Annotated in this window: 16 protein-coding genes; 15 read left to right on the top strand and 1 reads right to left on the bottom strand. The window is 41.4% G+C overall.

Annotated features, from left to right (window positions below):
- Positions 1 to 74 precede the first annotated feature (74 nt).
- The 8 genes from dnaE (at position 75) to CZ434_RS00105 (ending at position 11808) form a co-directional block, all read left to right on the top strand.
- Positions 75 to 3413: a DNA polymerase III subunit alpha gene (gene dnaE, locus CZ434_RS00140; protein WP_077621204.1), complete on the top strand. Its 3339-nt coding sequence runs from the start codon at positions 75 to 77 to the stop codon at positions 3411 to 3413.
- Positions 3414 to 3501: 88 nt separating this feature from the next.
- On the top strand, positions 3502 to 4740 hold the full coding sequence (ystJ, locus tag CZ434_RS00135; RefSeq protein WP_077621203.1) for an NADP-dependent malic enzyme: 1239 nt from the start codon (positions 3502 to 3504) through the stop codon (positions 4738 to 4740).
- Positions 4741 to 4841: 101 nt separating this feature from the next.
- Entirely contained in the window at positions 4842 to 5471 is a 630-nt protein-coding gene (locus CZ434_RS00130; protein WP_077621269.1) for a FadR/GntR family transcriptional regulator, read from the top strand.
- Positions 5472 to 5601: 130 nt separating this feature from the next.
- Positions 5602 to 6462: an acetyl-CoA carboxylase, carboxyltransferase subunit beta gene (accD, locus tag CZ434_RS00125; RefSeq protein ID WP_077621202.1), complete on the top strand. Its 861-nt coding sequence runs from the start codon at positions 5602 to 5604 to the stop codon at positions 6460 to 6462.
- On the top strand, positions 6459 to 7424 hold the full coding sequence (gene accA, locus CZ434_RS00120; RefSeq protein WP_077621201.1) for an acetyl-CoA carboxylase carboxyl transferase subunit alpha: 966 nt from the start codon (positions 6459 to 6461) through the stop codon (positions 7422 to 7424). Before accD ends, accA begins: the two co-directional genes overlap by 4 nt.
- A gap of 192 nt (positions 7425 to 7616) precedes the next feature.
- On the top strand, positions 7617 to 8576 hold the full coding sequence (gene pfkA / locus CZ434_RS00115) for a 6-phosphofructokinase (protein WP_077621200.1): 960 nt from the start codon (positions 7617 to 7619) through the stop codon (positions 8574 to 8576).
- Positions 8577 to 8619: 43 nt separating this feature from the next.
- Positions 8620 to 10380 (top strand): pyruvate kinase, encoded by a 1761-nt coding sequence (gene pyk, locus CZ434_RS00110; RefSeq protein ID WP_077621199.1) that lies wholly within the window; start codon positions 8620 to 8622, stop codon positions 10378 to 10380.
- Between the two features lie 1035 nt (positions 10381 to 11415).
- Positions 11416 to 11808, top strand: a complete 393-nt coding sequence (locus CZ434_RS00105; RefSeq protein ID WP_077621198.1) for an FxsA family protein — start codon at positions 11416 to 11418, stop codon at positions 11806 to 11808.
- A gap of 33 nt (positions 11809 to 11841) precedes the next feature.
- On the opposite strand, the gene ytvI is transcribed toward CZ434_RS00105, so the two are convergent.
- The gene (gene ytvI / locus CZ434_RS00100; protein ID WP_077621197.1) at positions 11842 to 12960 is read right to left on the bottom strand and encodes a sporulation integral membrane protein YtvI; all 1119 of its coding nucleotides are present in this window, start codon (positions 12958 to 12960) and stop codon (positions 11842 to 11844) included.
- 58 nt (positions 12961 to 13018) lie between these two features.
- Here ytvI and CZ434_RS00095 point away from each other — a divergent pair, with 58 nt between their 5' ends.
- The 7 genes from CZ434_RS00095 (at position 13019) to pnpS (ending at position 20423) form a co-directional block, all read left to right on the top strand.
- A complete protein-coding gene (locus tag CZ434_RS00095) occupies positions 13019 to 13489 on the top strand; it encodes a DUF441 domain-containing protein (RefSeq protein WP_077621196.1) in 471 nt (156 codons plus the stop codon).
- A gap of 634 nt (positions 13490 to 14123) precedes the next feature.
- Positions 14124 to 15239, top strand: coding sequence for a citrate synthase (gene citZ, locus CZ434_RS00090; protein ID WP_077621195.1), 1116 nt, complete (start codon positions 14124 to 14126; stop codon positions 15237 to 15239).
- Positions 15240 to 15377: 138 nt separating this feature from the next.
- Complete coding sequence (gene icd / locus CZ434_RS00085; RefSeq protein ID WP_077621194.1) at positions 15378 to 16649, top strand: NADP-dependent isocitrate dehydrogenase; 1272 nt, start codon at positions 15378 to 15380, stop codon at positions 16647 to 16649.
- Positions 16650 to 16685: 36 nt separating this feature from the next.
- Positions 16686 to 17624: a malate dehydrogenase gene (gene mdh, locus CZ434_RS00080; protein ID WP_077621193.1), complete on the top strand. Its 939-nt coding sequence runs from the start codon at positions 16686 to 16688 to the stop codon at positions 17622 to 17624.
- Between the two features lie 117 nt (positions 17625 to 17741).
- Complete coding sequence (locus tag CZ434_RS00075) at positions 17742 to 18218, top strand: MaoC family dehydratase (protein ID WP_077621192.1); 477 nt, start codon at positions 17742 to 17744, stop codon at positions 18216 to 18218.
- A 131-nt stretch (positions 18219 to 18349) separates the two neighbouring features.
- On the top strand, positions 18350 to 19057 hold the full coding sequence (locus CZ434_RS00070) for a response regulator transcription factor (protein ID WP_077621191.1): 708 nt from the start codon (positions 18350 to 18352) through the stop codon (positions 19055 to 19057).
- A complete protein-coding gene (gene pnpS, locus CZ434_RS00065) occupies positions 19044 to 20423 on the top strand; it encodes a two-component system histidine kinase PnpS (protein ID WP_077621190.1) in 1380 nt (459 codons plus the stop codon). The genes CZ434_RS00070 and pnpS overlap by 14 nt, the downstream gene beginning before the upstream one ends.
- Positions 20424 to 20762: the final 339 nt, after the last annotated feature.

Here is a 20762-nt window from a genome sequence, read left to right as displayed (position 1 = left end):
TATGTTAATCTTATTGATTTAAAATTGGGCAGCCATTCAGCTATAATAGGATTACGAGAAGGCGGGTATGATATATGGAATTTACACATTTACAAGTCCGAAGCGGCTATAGTTTAATGAAAAGCTCAATTACAATACAAAAATTGGTTGATCAAGCAGCCAAACTGGGATTTTCTTCGCTAGCGCTGACAGATGAAGGTGTCCTTCACGGCGTCATTCCATTTTATCAAGCATGTAAAGAACAAGGGATAAAGCCCATCATCGGATTGGTTGTACAAGTTACTCAAGATGATGCCGGTACAACTCCTTGTCTTCTGCTTGCGTTAAATGAATCAGGCTATCGGAACTTAATCCACTTAAGCACGATTCTTCAAACTCAAGACGAACATATAATTGATTGTGAAACATTGTCATCCCATTCCGACCAATTGATAGGTATTATTCCGTTCGGCCATCTTGCTCAGGATACCTCTGATTCTAGACAAGCTGGCATGACTTCTATTTTGAATTATTGGAAGCAGATGTTTTCAGAGGGTAATTTTTACCTCGGTATAGACGAGAATGTTTTTTCTTTTCCGGGAATGGATACTGAACTGAGAAATGCCAGCTTGCAGGCTGAGGTTCCTGTTACTGTGCTGAATGATGTCAGATATTTATCTTCACAGGATTATCAAGCATTTGATTGCTTGCAGGCAATACGGACTGGGGAAAACTGGCGGCCGGAACAAGCGGTCAAGGAAAATGGTATTTCTTACCTTGCTTCCGAAGAAGAGATATGGCAAGCATTTGATAGCTGGCCGGAAGCTGTTGAAGAGTCTGGGAAAATTGCTGCTCGCTGTAACGTCGAATTGGATCTGAATCAAAGGATGCTCCCGTCCTATCCAGTACCTGGGGGTGAGACTGCATCTGTTTACTTAAAGAAACTATGCTATGAAAAGGGAACAGAAATATACGGCCGTATTACTGGAAAAGTGGAAGAAAGGCTGAATTACGAGCTGGAAATAATCACTTCTATGAAATTTAGTGACTACTTCCTGATCGTATGGGACTTTATCCAGTATGCGAAGACCAATCAAATAATGGTCGGACCGGGCAGGGGCTCGGCAGCCGGTTCCCTTGTGGCTTATGTACTTGGTATTACAGAGGTAGACCCACTAAAGTATGATTTGTTGTTTGAAAGGTTTCTCAACCCTGAACGGATCAGTATGCCAGATATAGATATTGATTTTTCCGATACAAGAAGAGAAGAAGTCATACAGTATGTAAGAAATAAGTACGGAGAAGAGCATGTTGCTCAAATAATCACTTATGGTACTTTTGCTGCCAGGTCGCTGCTCAGAGAGCTAATCAAAACAATGAGAATCGATAATCAGGATGCTGCATTTATCATGAAAGAGATCCCCTCTCAAAGTTCTCGCAAAATTGCCGAAATCGTGAAAGCTTCCGATACTTTGACTGATTATGTCAAAAATTCATCTGAGTTGAAGACGCTCTTTAAAGTTGCGGCAAAACTGGAAGGATTGCCAAGACATGTATCTACCCATGCTGCCGGGATAGTAATCAGCGAACAGCCTTTGACACAGCATGTTCCTTTAATACCAGGACAGAATGGCGTTGCATTGACCCAGTTTGCCATGAAAGAATTGGAGACAATCGGCCTGCTGAAAATGGATTTTCTCGGCTTGAGAAATCTAACCCTGATGGAAAGAGTACTTTCGTCTATCAAACAAAAAGAAAAATTGGATATTAACGTTCAGGATATTCCGTTTGACGATAAAGAGACCTTTCAACTACTTAAGGAAGGGAAAACGGCTGGTATTTTTCAACTGGAGTCATCCGGCATGCAAGGTGTTCTGACCAATTTATTGCCGACACGGTTTGAAGATGTTGTTGCCGTAAATGCTTTATACAGACCGGGCCCGATGCAATATATTCCAGTGTATATCAAGCGAAAACACGGAAAGGAGAATGTTTCATACCCACATCCTGATTTGGAGCCAATCCTTTCCAACACTTACGGAGTACTGGTATATCAGGAGCAAATCATGCAGATAGCTAATAAAATGGCTGGTTTTTCACTTGGACAATCTGATATTCTGCGCAGAGCTGTCAGTAAAAAGCAAAAAGAAGTGATGAACAAGCAGAAAGAAGCATTTATCGCAGGGTGTATAGATAATGGGTATAGTGAAACAGCGGCACAGCAAATATTCGAATGGATTGTCCATTTTTCCAATTATGGGTTTAATAGAAGTCACGCTGTTGCTTATAGTATGATTTCATACCAGCTGGCCTACCTGAAGGCACATTACCCTTCCTATTTTCTGGCTGAATTAATGAGTTCTGTCATGAACCAGCAAGATAAGATTCAACTGTATATACGGGAGGCTGCCGAGTCTGGGGTGGAAGTGCTCCCACCTTCCATAAATAAGAGTTCTGGCGGCTTCAAGGTGGCAGGAAACAGTATCAGGATGGGCTTGCTTTCCATTAAAGGTGTCGGGGCACAAGCTGTAAGAGAAATTGTGCATGCACGAAAAAAAGGTCCATTCAAAAACTTGTTTGACTTTTGCTTGAGAGTCTCCTTGAAAGTTGTCAACCGTCAAGTGATAGAATCCCTGATTTTTGCTGGTTCATTCGATGAGGTTTATAACAACCGGGCCAGCTTGTTGGGAACTATAGACCAGGCAATGGAACAGGGGGAGTTGTTTGGAGAATTCGACGACCAACAATCCCTTTTCCACAATACTATAGAGCTTGAAGGTGATTATAAGCAAACAGAAGATTTCAGTGAAATGAGAAAATTGGCTTTTGAAAAAGAAGTGCTTGGAATATACATGTCAAGCCATCCTTTGTCGAAATACAGAGAAAAACTCCGTTCAGCCGGATTTGTCGACTTGACAAATGCCAAAAATATAATAGGGCAAAACAATGCACGTTGCGCAGCTGTTGTCCAAGGTATTAAGACAATTAGAACAAAACGGGGAGAATCTATGGCCTTTGCGACTCTTGGTGATGAAAAAGGGCAAATGGATGCAGTTATTTTCCCCGAATTATACCGGCGGGTGAATCGCTGGCTGGAAGAAGAATCAATGGTGTTGATCAAAGGGAAAGTAGAAAATAGAAACGAACGGCTCCAATGGCTTCTATCCGATTTGGAACCTTTCGATGAACAAAAAATAGTCAATCGGGAAACACGGCGGGTTTTTGTCAAAGCAATCGAAGAAGACAATCAGCGAGTAATGAACATTCTGAAGAAGATATCGACAGACTTTCCTGGCCATAATCCGATTATTGTTTATCATGCTGATTCGAAGCGATCATACCAGTTATCCAGCAATTACAATATAAAAATAAGCAGTGATAGTCTTAACCGATTGTATGAGGCATTTGGTAAGGAACACGTTGCGGTCAAATAAAACAACTTTACAGCAAATAGCGTTTTGTTATAATAGAGTAGTTAAGTGGTCAGACCAATTTCTGGGATATTAAAGGAGCGGATCTGTAATGTCTAAATTGAGGGATGAAGCACTACATATACACCGGATAAACAAGGGCAAATTGGCAACCCAGCCAAAAATTCCTGTAAAAAATGCAAAGGATCTAAGTCTTGCCTATTCGCCCGGTGTGGCAGAACCATGTAAAGAGATTTATGACCGCAAGGAGTCTGTCTATGAATACACGATGAAGGGAAATATGGTAGCTGTAGTCAGTGACGGATCTGCTGTACTTGGTCTTGGTAATATAGGACCTGAAGCAGCCCTGCCAGTAATGGAAGGGAAGTCTGTATTGTTTAAGAGTTTTGCGGGTGTCGATTCCTTTCCGATTTGTCTGGATACCCATGACATGGAAGAAATCATCAAGACAGTGAAGTTAATGGAACCTACCTTTGGAGGGGTGAATTTAGAAGATATTGCCGCCCCTAACTGTTTTATTATAGAAGAACGGTTGAAGAAGGAAACAAATATCCCTATTTTTCATGATGATCAGCATGGGACGGCCATTGTAACAGTGGCTGGATTGTTGAACGCTTTAAAATTGGTTGATAAAAAATTCTCGGATATAAAGGTAGTCGCAAACGGTGCAGGAGCAGCCGGGATTGCAATAATCAAGCTCCTTCACAGCCTCGGTGTAAGGGATGCAATCATGTGTGACTCAAAGGGTGCCATATTTGAAGGCAGAGATTACGGCATGAATGAAGTGAAAGACGGGATAGCCAAAATCACCAATAAAAATCGGGAAGAAGGCAGTTTGGAAGAAGTTATCGTTGATTCCGATGTTTTCATCGGAGTTTCAGTGGGTGGGCTGTTGACCGAAGATATGGTGAAGAGCATGAATGACGATCCGATCATATTTGCCATGGCAAATCCTGAACCGGAAATAATGCCGGAAAATGCGAAAGCAGCCGGAGCGAAAGTGATCGGGACAGGCCGCTCAGACTTTCCAAACCAAGTAAACAACGTACTTGCTTTCCCGGGTATTTTCAGAGGCGCGCTTGACGTACGGGCTACCCGTATCAACGAGAAAATGAAGATTGCTGCAGCGGAAGCCATCGCTTCCCTAATAGAAGAAGGCGAATTGAATGCCGATTATGTTATACCGGCTCCGTTCGATTCAAGAGTGGCTCCTGCGGTTGCTGCTAGTGTAGCCAAGGCCGCGATGGAATCAGGTGTGGCCAGAATCCAGGTGGATCCGGAAGAAATAGCGGAAAAAACGCGCAGATTGACCATAATAAATGAAGATTAATAAATATTGCCCTCTTATATAAAGTGCAATCAAGCAGCCTTGATTTCTATTTCTGTTATAGTAAATCAGGGTTGAGCTGTTTTAAAAGGAGTGACCTTTTGGTGCAAACGCCGGCAAAAATAAAAGTATATGAACAAGTACTGGATGAAATCAGGAATTATATTGAAAAGCACCGATTATCCCCAGGTGATAAACTTCCATCTGAGCGTGAATTAGCTGTGCAGCTTGATGCCGGAAGGTCTTCAATTAGAGAGGCACTAAGAGCCATTGAATTGTTAGGCTTGATTGAGACAAGAAGAGGTGAAGGGACATTTTTGCGGGTTTATCGTCCTTATCATACAGTTGAATTATTATCTACTTTTATCCTGCAAGATCCCAGAACGAGAGACGATATTGTTAATACTAAACAAATTATGGAAAAAGAAGCGGCTAAGCTTGCGGCCGGGAATATTACACCTGTACTCATTAGAAATTTGAAAACAGTGCTTTCAGCAACGGATTTTCAAGAGAAACAACGTCATTATCATTTTTTCCTGATTATCTTTCAACACACGGATAACCTGTTGTTACAAAAAATATGGCAGTTATTAGAAGACTTTGCCTATACTATTAATGAGATTAGCTATAATAATTCATTCTACAACGAATTGCTTGAAAGTTTTTCAAAAAAAGAACTGGAGCGAATTGATCATTTGTTCCATGATTTATATAGATATGGTTCATCTACTTAAACCCTTGAAAAATGATTATAGATTGACCATGTGGTAAACAACTATGTCACAGTAAGAGAATGACAATCACTCTTCTGCATTTGAATTACTTGAAAAGCGCATGGACTGTAGGAAAAGGGAGGAATTATCCTTGCTTAAGGACTTTTTTAGCAAGAAAAGAAAATACGCATCCATACCGAGAGAGGAAGCCAAGCAGGACATTCCTCAAGGATTGATGCAAAAATGCAACAACTGCCAAAAAATTTATTATGCCAAAGAAATGAAGAAAAACCTCAATGTGTGCATCAATTGTGGGTATCATCATCAAATGCCGGCCTATGACAGAATCGAGGCAACGTTTGATGCAGGATCTTTTGTAGAGTGGGACAAGCATTTGATATCCAGCAACCCGTTGGATTTCCCGGAGTATGAAGGAAAACTGGAGAAAGACCGGGAAAAGTCCGGGTTGAATGAGGCTGTGGTTACCGGAAAAGGCACCATTAATGAATTTCCTGCCGCGTTCGCGGTGATGGATTCCAGGTTTCGAATGGGAAGTATGGGTTCTGTGGTTGGTGAAAAAATCGCGAGAGCAATCGAAAAAGCAAGGGTGGAATCTCTTCCTTTTATCATATTTACCGCTTCTGGCGGAGCCAGGATGCAGGAGGGTGTTTTAAGTTTGATGCAGATGAGTAAAACATCTGTTGCGATTCAAAGGTTCTCTGAAGCCGGTGGATTAATGGTTTCTATCATGACGAACCCTACGACCGGCGGAGTTTCTGCAAGTTTTGCTTCCTTGGGCGATTATAACTTTGCGGAACCGGGAGCTTTGATTGGATTTGCTGGTAGAAGGGTCATTGAACAGACTATCAGGGAAAAGCTGCCTGATGATTTTCAAACAGCAGAATTCCAATTGAAGCATGGCCAGTTAGACAAAGTCATCCAACGGCATGACATGAAACCTGTTTTGACATCATTGCTTGACATCCATCAAGCAGGGAGGGAAACACGATGAAGCATGCACTCGAATTTGAGAAACCTGTATTCGAATTGAGAGATAAAATTGCTGAACTTAAAGATTTCACCAAAGATAGTGATATTGACCTGACAGATGAAATTTCCACATTGGAAGCTCGTCTGGAAAAACTGGAAGCAGATATATACGGCAATTTAAAGCCTTGGGACAGAGTCCAGATCGCACGTCATGCCGAACGTCCAACGACATTGGATTATATTGAGCATTTGTTCACGGACTTTATGGAATTTCACGGAGACCGTTTGTTCGGCGAGGATGAAGCGATTGTAGCCGGGATTGCCAAGTATAAAGGGGCTCCAGTGACAGTGATTGGTCACCAACGAGGGAAAAATACCAAAGAAAACATCAAGCGTAATTTCGGCATGCCCCAGCCGGAAGGATATCGCAAGGCATTGAGGCATATGAAACAGGCGGAAAAGTTCAAGAGACCGGTCATCTGTTTTATTGATACAAAAGGAGCATATCCAGGAAAAGCTGCCGAAGAACGCGGGCAAAGTGAAGCTATTGCCAGAAACCTGATGGAAATGGCTGGATTGCGTGTTCCTGTTATTTGTATCGTAATAGGTGAAGGAGGAAGCGGCGGTGCCTTGGCGCTTGGAGTCGGCGATAAAATCCATATGCTGGAAAACTCTACATACTCGGTTATTTCGCCGGAAGGAGCTGCAGCCTTACTATGGAAGGATTCCACACAAGCACAAAGAGCCGCTGAAACGATGAAAATTACTTCCTATGATTTAAAAGAACTCAAAATTATTGACGAGATCATTCCGGAAGTAAGAGGCGGGGCACATCGTGATATAAATAATCAATCGGTGAATATTGATCAAGTTCTTGATCAATCATTGGCAGAATTGGTTAATCTGGATACTGAAGAACTGTTGGAGAATAGATGGGAAAAATATAAGGCGATAGGTGAATATTCGGAAGAAATGACAGAGTAATGAATACTTTAATGAATGGAAGCTGTCCTTTTTTTGGGGCAGCTCCTTGATTGTCAGCATGTTTTTATATATTCTATTAGGTGTTGCTTACATATTCAGGTATAATTTATTTGATAATATAGGTGTTTAGGATTATCTTGGAATGGGGAGAAAAGTTACAAGCAATAATTTTTTAAAATAGAGGTGAATTACATGAAGAAAATAGGTGTACTTACAAGCGGCGGAGATTCACCTGGCATGAATGCTGCAATCAGAGCAGTAGTCAGGAAAGGTATATACAGTGGATTGGAAGTGTATGGTGTTTATAATGGATACCAAGGACTGATTGAAGGCAACATCAAAAAGATGGAAATTGGATCTGTAGGTGATATAATCCAACGCGGTGGTACTATTCTTTATACGGCAAGAAGTGATGAATTCCGTACAGAAGAAGGACGCCAAAAGGCCATCGACCAGTTAAACAAATTCGGAATAGAGGGTTTGATTGTCATTGGTGGCGACGGTTCATTCCGCGGGGCTGAAAAACTGACACAATTAGGATACCCTTGCATCGGAGTTCCCGGCACGATTGACAATGATATTCCGGGTACAGACTTCACCATTGGTTTTGATACAGCTTTAAACACTGTCATTGAAGCCATTGACAAGATCAGAGATACGGCTACTTCTCATGAGCGTACATACGTTGTCGAAGTAATGGGCAGACATGCTGGTGATATCGCGCTTTGGGCAGGCTTGGCAGACGGAGCAGAAAGCATTCTGATCCCTGAGCATGCTGATGATTTTCAAGATGTTGTCGACAGGTTGAAAAGAGGGCATGAACGAGGTAAAAAACACAGTATTATTGTGCTTGCTGAAGGAGTTGGCTCTGGTCTGGACTTTGGTCAAAAAATTCAGGATGCCACTAGTCTTGAAACACGTGTTACAGTATTGGGGCACACCCAACGCGGTGGTTCCCCGACAGCTTCGGACCGTGTACTTGCCAGCCGTCTTGGTGCAAAAGCTGTCGACCTTTTGTTGGAAGGCAAGGCTGGAAGAGTGGTAGGAATGCAAAACAATAAGCTAGTAGATCATGACATTTTAGAAATTTTAGATGAGAAACACGAAGTCGATTTTGATATGTATAAGCTTTCTAAAGAGCTTTCCATATAATAGATAGGATTTTAGTTAAGAATTTTGAAAGGAGGAGATCATTGTGAGAAAGACAAAAATAGTTTGTACAATCGGTCCGGCCTCAGAATCAGTTGAAAAATTGACCCAATTGATGGAAGCCGGAATGAACGTTGCACGATTAAACTTTTCTCATGGAGATTTTCAAGAACATGGACAACGAATTAAAAACATCAGGACTGCTGCTGAAGCAACAGGAAAAACAGTGGCTATCCTATTAGATACCAAAGGGCCGGAAATAAGGACTGGCACTCTTAAAAATGGTGAGGCACAGTTGAACAAAGGGGATACGGTATTTGTATCCATGGAAGAGATCGAAGGTACTGCCGAGCGAATTTCGGTAACATATCCGGATCTTATCAATGATGTTCATGTAGGCTCTAAATTGCTCCTTGATGATGGCCTCATCGAGTTGGAGGTAACAGAAATCCTCCAGGACAAGAATGAGTTGAAAACAACAGCATTGAACTCTGGATTGCTAAAGAACAAAAAGGGCGTCAACGTACCTAACGTTAGTGTAAACCTTCCAGGGATTACCGATAAGGATGCCAATGACATCAAATTCGGTATTGAACAAGGTGTGGATTTCATAGCAGCTTCATTTGTGCGTCGTGCTACCGATGTGCTGGAAATCCGTGAACTTTTGGAACAGCACAATGCCGGCGATATTCAAATCATTCCAAAAATCGAAAACCAAGAAGGTGTCGACAATTTAGACAGCATCCTGCAAGTCAGTGATGGATTGATGGTGGCACGTGGAGATTTAGGGGTGGAAATTCCACCGGAAGATGTACCGTTGGTTCAGAAAGATATGATCCAAAAATGTAATACAGCCGGAAAGCCTGTCATCACAGCGACACAAATGCTTGACTCGATGCAGCGTAATCCTCGGCCGACCAGAGCAGAAGCTTCTGACGTGGCAAACGCCATTTTTGACGGTTCAGATGCAGTTATGTTGTCCGGTGAAACAGCTGCAGGTGACTATCCTGTAGAAGCTGTCCAAACAATGAGTAATATTGCCAAAAAAGCAGAAACAGCCCTGAATCATAAAGTGATTTTGGATGTGCGGTCGAAAACAAGCGATATGACAATCACAGATGCAATCAGCCAATCTGTTAATCATTCAGCGATGAATCTGGAAGTAGATGCTATTTTAGCTCCTACTGTCAGCGGGCACACAGCACGGATGATTTCCAAATATCGTCCTAAAGCTCCGATAATCGCTGTAACTTTCGATGAAAAAATCAATCGCAGACTTGCCTTGGTCTGGGGTGTTAATACGATTCTTGGAGAACCAGCCCACTCTACTGACGATGTATTGGCGGTGGCAATTGAGCGAGGTCTTTCTTCAGGCTTATTGACCAGAGGAAACAGGGTGATCATAACAGCTGGTGTTCCGGTAAGTGAGAGCGGAACAACAAATATTATGAAAGTTCATGTGATCGGTGATGTACTTGCCAAAGGACAAGGTGTCGGTAAAGGAAGTGCATACGGAAGGGCTGTTACTGTCAAAAATGCTGAAGAAGCATTGGCGAAAGTCGAGCAAGATGATATTGTCATCACTTACGGAACTGATAAAGAAATGATGCCTGCGATTGAAAAGGCAGCAGGTATTGTGACAGAAGAAGGCGGTCTTACTTCTCATGCAGCCGTAGTCGGTCTTAGCTTGGGAATTCCTGTTATCGTCGGAGTGGACAAGGCAATTGACTTGTTCGAAGATGGGCAGGAAGTTACAATAGACGCAGGCAAAGGTGATATTTACGAAGGTCATGCAAGTGTCCTTTAATCAAGTGTAAAGAAGGGGGAAACCCCTTCTTTTATTTTCTAAAAGTACTTACAGCATCCAGTACAAAAAACTACTAGAACTTTGTAGTTGAGGGAAACTGCGACATAGTGACAATTTATCTTAGAGAGACTGTCTCTAACCCTTTACAGATATGTGCTAATCCACCGCTACGGTAAAATACTCGCTTTCCACGGGGAACGCTTCAGCCTCCTCGCTGGCAAAAAGCGCCAACTGCGGGGTCTTCAGACTGTTCCTTTCCCGCAGGAGTCTCGCATTTTACCGTAGCTTGTAATAGCAATCTGCATTGGCAAGAGGAAATAACAGTTGTGGAGTTATAGAGATTTTTCTACCCAAAATGCAGAAACTTACAAACAGCAGAGGCAGAACTCTTCGTTTACCCTTGGGCACGACATTAGCCAGCTGACTAGTTGAATAAGCTTCCCAGCTCTCGTAGGACTGCGATTACTCGCCCCATTGATGACCCTTTTCTGTTCCCATAGGATAAGGAAGGATTCGTCAGCATTACATCGCACGAAGAGAATTGGTTTGTATCTTCAGGGATTCTACGTGTTCTGACTCCGCTGCTAGGGGCTTTCTGAATTTTGTTTGAGAAATACGCCATATACCCATATTAGACATATTTTAGGACCCCTTATCGCCTAATCAGCAATCTACTGAAAGCGGAGGAAAAATGCGACACTCCTAGGGAAGAGCAGCTTCCGAAGACCCCGCAGTGATGCGTCTGCGTCTTCTAGTATCGCTACGTAGTAGGCTTCTTCGACGCAAGGGAGCAAAGGTGTCTACTCAAGTAGTACCCTGGCTAAGGTGCTGCTCCCGGAAAGGGAGTATTTTTCCGCAGCGCTGGACTACCACTCAATCCGAAAAGAATGGAAGGAAGCCACAAAAAAGTTATGTCGTAGTTTATATATTTTGTGTCAAATCATGATTAATTGGACTTTTATTTCTTTTACTTGTGTCTTTGCACTTAAAAGTATTTATAAAAGGGTTTAAAGAAGGCAAAAGGTGGTGGAGGTTGTGTTTCGTTGGTTGATGCTTTTGGTTTTAATAGTACCGGCCTTGGAAGTAGGGATACTGGTTTGGTCCGGCAATGCTATTGGTCCATGGTGGGTGGTGCTTCTTATTGTTTTGACTGGTGTGATCGGTGCTTGGCTCGCAAAGCGACAAGGCTTGGAAACATTGAACAGAGCAAAACAGGCTATGAGCTATGGCCAAGCCCCACAAGAAGAAATTCTGGATGGAATATGTATTCTGCTGGGTGCAGCTGTCTTATTGACTCCGGGATTCATTACTGATGCTACCGGATTTGTATTGTTACTTCCCATAACCAGAAGGCCGATAAAGAGATGGATGGTTAGAGTGCTCCGCAACATGCTTGAAAGAGGGACAATCACTATTTTTCGAAGGTAGTTATAAACACCCGGACAAATGATGTCCAGGTGTTTATTTTTGGTTGTTTCCTACAATATAAAGCCATATGTGTGTAATTATTCCGCTTTGAACCACAGTCATACCAATAACCAATAAAGCAGGGCCGATAATCAATCCCCAGAATCCGAAAAGCTGGAATCCGGCGAACAATGCAATCAGTGTAGCAAGTGGATGGAGTCCCATGTTGTCGGATAATACTTTTGGCTCCATGATCTGTCTCTGGATAATGATGATAGCATATAGAATAGATATTCCGATTGTTAAATCATGTTCACCGCTAAAAAAGGAATAACAGATCCAGGGCAGGAAGATTAGACCAGTTCCTAAATAAGGGAGCAAGTCAATTACAGCAATGATGGCGGCTATGGTCAGGGTGTGCTCGATTCCGAGTATAAACAGTCCGCATAAAACGATAATAAAGGTAATGAAAATCAAAGTTAACTGTGCTTTGATAAAACCCAGAAAGGCGTTGTTTAGGCCGGCGAGTATCTCGGAAACTGATTTCGTGAAAAAAGGTGGCGCAAACTGAAAGTAATATTTTCTTAGCTTGTACCAATCTTTACTGATGAAAAAAGTGCCTAACAAGGAAAATAGAAGAACAGAAACAAAATTTGGAAGGCCTATAATGGTATTTGGTATGGCCTGTAAAATCGTCTGAAGAAGTTCGGCTCCATTTTCTGATATATCTTGTCCCACTTTTTTGATATGTTGCAGAATGAGTTGTTGCTGTGCAGGTTCGAGGGTTTTTATAAGGGATAAAAGATGGTCATAAAGTGGAATGACCTGTGTTGTTATGAAAGCTTCGATAAAACTGACAAGTGTTTTGAAATGGTGGGGAATCATTTCAGCCAAATAAGTTGTTCCATTAATTAATTCTATGAGTATCAAGGTGAAAATACCTATGATGACGAACAAAGACCAAAAGAGGACAAGGATTACTGCCATTGCTCTTGGCATATACCCCTTATTTTCAAAAAAATCGACGAGCGGGTTCAAAAGAAAAGCCAATATCAAAGCTAGTAGAAATGGGTATATATATCCTGCAACATAGTAAAAAATGACCAATCCTGCGGTAAAGGCCAGAATTACCAGGATTGCCCTAAGTAATTGATGAAAAGTTGTAAGCGGCATATGTACACACCTTTCGCTGACGGGTTTAAGAAAATATACAAGTAGTGGAGAGGATTACATGTTCAACCAGTCTACATTATTTTTGCTTATATTATTTATATTAGGTTACATTGGAAAAAATCAGTCCATAATGATTGCGGTTTATATTTTATTCGGATTGCAGCTGCTTCGCCTGGACCAAAAATTGTTCCCAGTGCTTTCTGACAAGGGAATCGGTTGGGGAGTAACTATAATCACGATTGCCGTGCTGGTGCCGATAGCAAGTGGAGAGATAGGCTTTAAAGAACTTTTAGGAAGCGTTAAATCCTATTATGGATGGATTGCGTTAGCATCTGGCATTATTGTAGCATTGATTGCAAAAAACGGACTTGATCTACTGGCAAATGACCCTCATTTAACTACAGCCCTTGTAATGGGGACAATTCTTGCGGTGGTTTTTTTTCAAGGGGTCGCAGTAGGTCCGCTTATCGGTGCAGGGATTGCATATATAGTTATGAAGGCAGTCGATTATATTACTAAATTTACATAAGCAATTAATGATTTTGACAAGCTTTTTTATCCGCCGGGTAGTCTCGGCGGATTTTTATTGGTAAACAACTTCACATGGTGAATAACCGCCAATGAAGTCAATCAAGTTGATTATTGTTCACCAAAAGAAGGGGACGATAAGTTGAGCGTCAAAGTGAATTCCTGGAGGCTAAGCGGGGTTCACTTAAAGAGATCAATTATTTGAAAAATAGATAAATTCGAGTTAATCTATAAACTAAGGGGTTTTTATTTTTACATAGTTTGGGAGTAATTCTTTGCATTTACAATCCCCCATTGTCACTATCCTTTACACCGAGTCCAGCATCATATTAGTGACTATGCATCACTCGTTTTTTAATTGTAAACATCGGGTAAGCTGACAGTGAAAAGAAAAAAGAAAACGTTTCACTTTAGTATATAATTTGTTTATAATTAACTTGGGGATGATATGGGGAATTTCTATCAATCTAGCAAAGAATGTCTGGTTCATTTCTGGACCTGAACAGTGGGAGCTGCCTTTTTTTCATCTGCATATTTACGTAGAACGGAACCGTTACGGACGGGAAAGATTTACGGGCCGATAATATTTCAAGCAGATGAACACAAGGGAGAATATGGAAAAGGAGAGGGATACTATGTCAACAACGAAAGGGCTGGAAGGAATTGTAGCGACAGAATCATCCATTAGTTCCATAATTGATGACCAATTGACTTATGCCGGGTACAAAATTGATGATCTGGCAGAGAATTCTAGTTTTGAGGAAGTTATCTTTTTACTTTGGAACAAGCGTCTGCCATTGGAAAACGAATTGGCAGAATTGAAGGAAGATCTAGCTTCCAATATGGCACTTCATGATGGAGTCATACAACATTTGAAATCTTATGACTTGAAGTCTGTTCATCCCATGGCAGCTTTAAGAACTGCTGTTTCCCTGCTTGGTTTGTATGATGAAGAAGCCGATGTTATGGAAGAAGCAGCGAACAAGCGTAAAGCTGTTCGTATCCAGGCACAAGTTTCATCTGTGGTAGCAGCTTTTGCACGTATTCGTAACGGAAAAGAACCTGTTGCTCCAAAGAAAAATCTTAGCTATGCTGCCAATTTCCTATACATGCTCAACGGAGAAGAACCCAAAAACTTGGAAATAGAAGCTATTAATAAAGCATTAGTATTACATGCGGATCATGAGTTGAATGCATCCACTTTTACTTCTCGTGTATGCGTTGCCACTTTATCTGATGTTTATTCAGGCATTACTGCTGCAATTAGTGCCCTGAAAGGACCATTGCACGGCGGTGCCAATGAACGTGTGATGAAAATGCTCGAAGAAATTGGTGAAGTGGATAATGCGCTGCCGTATATTCAAGAAAAATTGACTAACAAAGAAAAAATCATGGGCATGGGACACAGGGTGTACCGTACAGGAGACCCACGAGCAAAGCATTTGAAGAAGATGTCCAGAGAGCTGACAGAACTCACCGGGCAATCAAAATGGTATGAAATGTCAGTGAAAATTGAAGATTATATTAAAAACGAAAAGGGACTGCCGGCGAACGTGGACTTCTATTCTGCTTCTGTCTACCATAGCTTGGGAATTGAACATGACTTGTTCACTCCTATTTTTGCTGTCAGCAGAGTGTCCGGCTGGTTGGCACATATTCTGGAACAATATGAGAACAATCGCTTGATTCGCCCGCGGGCTGAGTATGTAGGTCCTAAAAATCAAACATATACTTCAGTCGAAAACAGATAGCAAACTAGTTTGAAGACTGGCAAAGCCGGTTTTCTACCGGCTTCAGGCGGCTTTATCGTCTCAACCATGTAGTGAAAGACTATTCGCTATATGATACTATTTAATGGAAGCTGAATTATGATTAGGAGGTCAAATAATATGGCACAAAGTGAAAAAATTACAGTAGAAAATGGGGTAATGAACGTACCAGACCATCCAGTGATCCCGTTCATAGAAGGTGATGGAATCGGGCCGGATATTTGGGCTGCGGCTAAGAGGGTTATCGAAGCTGCAGTTGAAAAAGCATATGATGGCAAAAAAGAAATTGACTGGAAAGAAGTATATGCAGGGCAAAAAGCTTTTGACAAAACCGGTGAATGGCTGCCTGAAGAAACATTGGAAACAATCCGTGACTACAAAATTGCCATTAAAGGTCCTTTGACAACTCCTGTCGGCGGTGGCATTCGTTCTTTAAACGTAGCACTACGCCAGGAACTAGACTTGTTTACTTGTCTGCGTCCTGTTCGTTATTTCGAGGGTGTTCCGTCCCCTGTCAAACGTCCTGAAGATACTGACATGGTGATTTTCCGTGAAAATACAGAGGATATCTATGCTGGAATCGAATGGCAAAAAGGTTCAGATGAAGTGAAGAAAGTAATCGAATTCCTTAAAAATGAAATGGGTGTACATAAAATCCGTTTCCCAGAGACTTCCGGTATCGGTATTAAACCGGTTTCAGAAGAAGGGACAAAACGGCTGGTTAGGGCTGCTATCGATTATGCAATAAACGAAGGCAGAAAAAGTGTAACACTGGTCCATAAAGGCAACATTATGAAATTTACGGAAGGCTCCTTTAAAGCATGGGGATATGAGGTTGCTGAAGAAGAATACGGTGATAAAGTATTTACATGGTGGGAGTATGACAGAATAGTAGAAAGTGAAGGAAAAGATGCCGCTAATAAAGCACAGGAAGATGCGGAAAAAGCAGGCAAAATCATTGTGAAAGATGCCATTGCTGACATTTTCCTTCAGCAAATCCTTACTCGTCCGCGTGAATTTGATGTCGTGGCAACTATGAACCTGAATGGCGACTATATTTCTGATGCATTAGCTGCACAAGTCGGTGGTATCGGCATAGCACCTGGAGCCAATATCAACTATGAGTCCGGGCATGCTATCTTTGAAGCTACACATGGTACAGCTCCTAAATATGCTGGTATGGACAAAGTAAATCCATCATCAGTAATTCTTTCCGGTGTTCTAATGTTGGAACATTTGGAATGGAGGGAAGCAGCTGATTTAATTATCAAATCAATGGAGAAAACAATTGCTTCTAAAGAAGTTACCTACGATTTTGCCCGGATGATGGATGGGGCAAAAGAAGTGAAAACTTCCGGATTCGGTGATGCTCTTATTAGGAATATGGACTGATTACCACTATTATGAACTAATAGAAAGGGGTATATCATGACTATTAAAAGAAGAAAAGTTTCTGTAGTAGGCGGCGGCTTTACTGGTGCCACTACAGCATTGATGATCGCACAAAAAGAGCTGGCAGATGTTGTTTTGGTAGATATTCCGGATATGGAAGACCCTACTAAAGGGAAAGCACTGGATATGTTGGAGGCAAGTCCTGTTCAAGGCTTTGATGCCAAAATCAAAGGTACTTCTGATTACGGTGAAACAGAGGGGTCAGACCTTGTCATCATCACAGCCGGAATTGCCAGAAAGCCTGGAATGAGCCGGGACGATTTGGTAAATACAAATGCGAAAATCATGAAGAGCGTTACCAAAGAAATAGTTAAATACTCACCAGATACCTTTTTATTAGTTTTAACTAATCCAGTCGATGCAATGACCTATACGGTTTTTAAAGAGTCTGGATTTCCCAAAAATCGCGTAATCGGTCAATCAGGAGTATTGGATACTGCGAGATTTCGTTCGTTTGTAGCTGAGGAGTTAAATCTTTCTGTGAAGGATATTACTGGATTTGTTCTTGGCGGCCATGGCGATGACATGGTACCGTTAATCCGTTATTCTTTTGCTGGAGGCATTCCTTTGGAAAAATTGATTTCAAAGGAACGACTGGATGCAATTGTGGAACGAACAAGGAAGGGCGGAGGAGAGATTGTTAACCTGCTCGGTAATGGGAGCGCCTATTACGCTCCAGCGGCTTCTCTTACCGTCATGGCTGAAGCTATTCTTAAAGACCAACGGCGTGTGCTTCCTTCGATTGCTTATTTAGAGGGTGAATATGGGTATTCCGATATTTATCTAGGAGTTCCAACTATCATCGGTGGTAATGGAATCGAAGAAATCGTGGAACTTGATTTACAAGACGATGAAAAGGCAGCATTGGACAAATCTGCTGATTCTGTGAAAAATGTACTAAAAGTTTTAGAATGATAATTAAGATAGAGGGCTTTTCCTTAAGGAAAGCCCTCTTACACATTTCAAAGATGCAGTAAACATACTTTGCTCTGATGAGATATAATTACCAATTTTCAAAAAGGGGGTCTTAAAATGTTAGGAAAAAAACGTCCTCTAGGCCGAAAAATAACGGACTTGCGTGTAGGCGATTATTATAGTACTTCCCACCTTATTGAAGACAAAGAATTACTTTTATATCTGGGGATCACAGGTGATGCAAATCCGCTGTACACCCAGCATGACTATGCTTCTCAGACACCATTCAAATATCCTCTTGTTCCTTCAGTCCTGTTATTTGGCATTGTTTCTTCGATTGTTTCAATGCATCTTCCCGGTCCTGGAAGCCATATACTGCAGCATGAAATTATTTTTCCACAGCCGGTTTATCACCAATCAAAAGTTTCCTTCCATGTAGAAATCATCTCAGTCGATCTAAATGAACACACAGTTGCCATGAGTGTAGTTGGGAAAAATCAGGAAGGTGACAAGGTTCTTTCAGGAAAGTTGAAAGTGTGCCCACCGTATGAACCACAATCCATGACAGCAACCTCTCTGGAGAATTTCAATTAAATAACCAAAAGGATTTGTAAAGAAATCTTTACAAAATTTACGGTATATATAAAGAATTATGGTTCACATAAATTAGCTGTGAAGGTATGATGTATAATACATACATACATATTTTACAGTGGGGTGTTTGAATGGCCAGGAAGGTACTAATCGTAGACGATGAAGAATCAATAGTAACTTTGTTAAAGTATAATATCGAACAAGCCGGCTTCGAAACAGATGTTGCATACAACGGGTTGGACGCATTTCAAAAAGCGGTGCAGATCCCTTATGATCTGATTGTTTTAGACCTGATGCTGCCAGAATTAGATGGTACAGATGTGTGCAGGCAACTCAGACAAAAACAGGTTGACACCCCCATATTGATGCTTACAGCCAAGGATGATGAGTTTGATAAAGTGCTCGGTCTGGAACTGGGTGCAGACGATTATTTAACGAAACCTTTCAGTCCCAAGGAAGTTGTGGCGCGAATTAAGGCCATTTTACGGAGAGCTAGCAAGCAAGAACAATTAATTCCCGATGCGTTTATTAAAATTGCAGATCTTATTATTTACCCCGAACAATATGAAGCTGTTTTTAAAGGTAATAATTTAGAATTTACAAGGAAGGAATTTGAATTGCTGCTTTACTTGGCGAAGCATAAAGGTAAAGTATTGTCCCGAGATCAACTGTTGAGTGCAGTCTGGAATTATGATTTTGCAGGAGATACCCGGATAGTCGATGTCCATGTCAGCCATTTGAGGGAAAAAATAGAGCCAGATACCAAACATCCGATTTACATAAAGACAATACGGGGCCTTGGTTATAAGATGGAGGACCATGTACATGGGCGGAGTTAATATAAGGCCTTTTATTAGTTACCTGCTTGTTGTGATATTTATCATGGCGGCAATGGGAGCTATATTAATTCCGCTTTTATCACCAATGGAAAGGGTCATTGGTATCCTCACTATTTCGGGGAGTTTAATTGTTTTTCTGGTATTGATAGTCAATATCTTCGAGAAGTATATCAAACCTGTCCAATCGTCTGCAATGGTGGCTGATGAGCTTGTCAAAGGAAATTATAAGGCAAGAACCTATGTCAGTTACTTTGGGGAAGCTGGGCGATTGAGCAACTCCATCAATAAGTTGGCGAGTAGCTTACAGGAGATCACTCTTCAAGAGAAAATGCAGGAAAACCAGCTTGGGACGGTTATTGACAATATGGAGAGCGGATTGATGCTTGTGGATGAGAAAGGTTACGTCCATATGGTCAATAGAAAATTCATGGATATATTCGGTGGAAAGTTTAAAGACTATGTAGGTTTTTTATACTATGACGTTCTCGAGGAGGAAAAAATCCATCAGGCAGTACAAGAGGCGTTCTTGTACGAAGAAAAAGTGAAGGATTCCTTTATCAATAACCATGGGATTCAACGAAGGTTTGTTGAAATTGTTGGTGCTCCTATATTCAATGAAAAGCAAGTGTTAAAGGGTGCTGTCATTGTTTTCCATGACATAACAGAGTTAAAGAAGCTAGAAGAAATGAGAAAAGATTTTGTTGCCAATGTTTCGCATGAATTAAAGACACCGATTACTTCGATCAGAGGATTTGCTGAGACCCTGCTGGATGGAGCAATGGACGACCCGGAAGCCAGAACACAGTTTTTGAACATCATTTATAAAGAAAGTGCAAGATTACAGGCCTTGGTTCATGACTTGTTAGAACTATCTAAGTTAGAAAAAGAAGAACTACAATTATACCGGGGCAAGGTCCATTTGAACAGAATAATTAATGATGTCGTACCGTTGATTTCCCAACAAGCAGAGAAAAAGAACATTTTATTCGAAAAAGATATTAAGGCCAATATTGAGTTTATTGGAGACATGGATCGAGTTAAGCAGATTTTGATTAATCTTCTGAATAATGCTGTCAACTATACTCCCGAAGGCGGGGTTGTGAGACTAAAAGCAAACGAAGACGAAAATACCATTTACTTAGAAATTTCTGATACAGGAATAGGCATACCAGATAAAGACAAGACAAGAGTTTTTGAACGATTTTACCGAGTTGATCCAGCACGCAGCAGAAATACCGGCGGGACAGGACTTGGCCTAGCCATAGTCAAACATATCGTTGAAACTCATCATGGTGAAATAGAAATGGAGAGTGAAGTTGATAAAGGGACTACCTTCCTTATCAAGCTTCCAAAGAATTTGAAGTGAAAGGTGAAAGGGGCGGCCCCTTTCACTTTCTTGTATGTATTGAATAAAAACAAACAGTGTTTGTCTTATAGCGATAGACATAGTAAAGAAATCAGAACAAGTTACTTCGCTTAATCCATATACTGCAACCTAACTAACTTCACTTAACGGGACTTCCATCCATCCATCCTTTTCTGATTGAGTGGTAGTCCAGCGCTGCGGAAAAATACTCGCTTTCCGTGGGGAACGCTTCAGCCAGGGTACTACTTGAGTAGGCTCCTTTGCTCCCTTGGGACTGCGATTACTCGTCCCACCGAAGACCTTTTGGGACTGCGATTACTCGTCCCACCGAAAACCATG

The sequence above is a fragment of the Sediminibacillus massiliensis genome (genome assembly GCF_900156915.1).
GTDB classification, from domain to species: domain Bacteria; phylum Bacillota; class Bacilli; order Bacillales; family Amphibacillaceae; genus Sediminibacillus_A; species Sediminibacillus_A massiliensis.
This window is presented reverse-complemented; position numbering and strand designations above follow the sequence as displayed.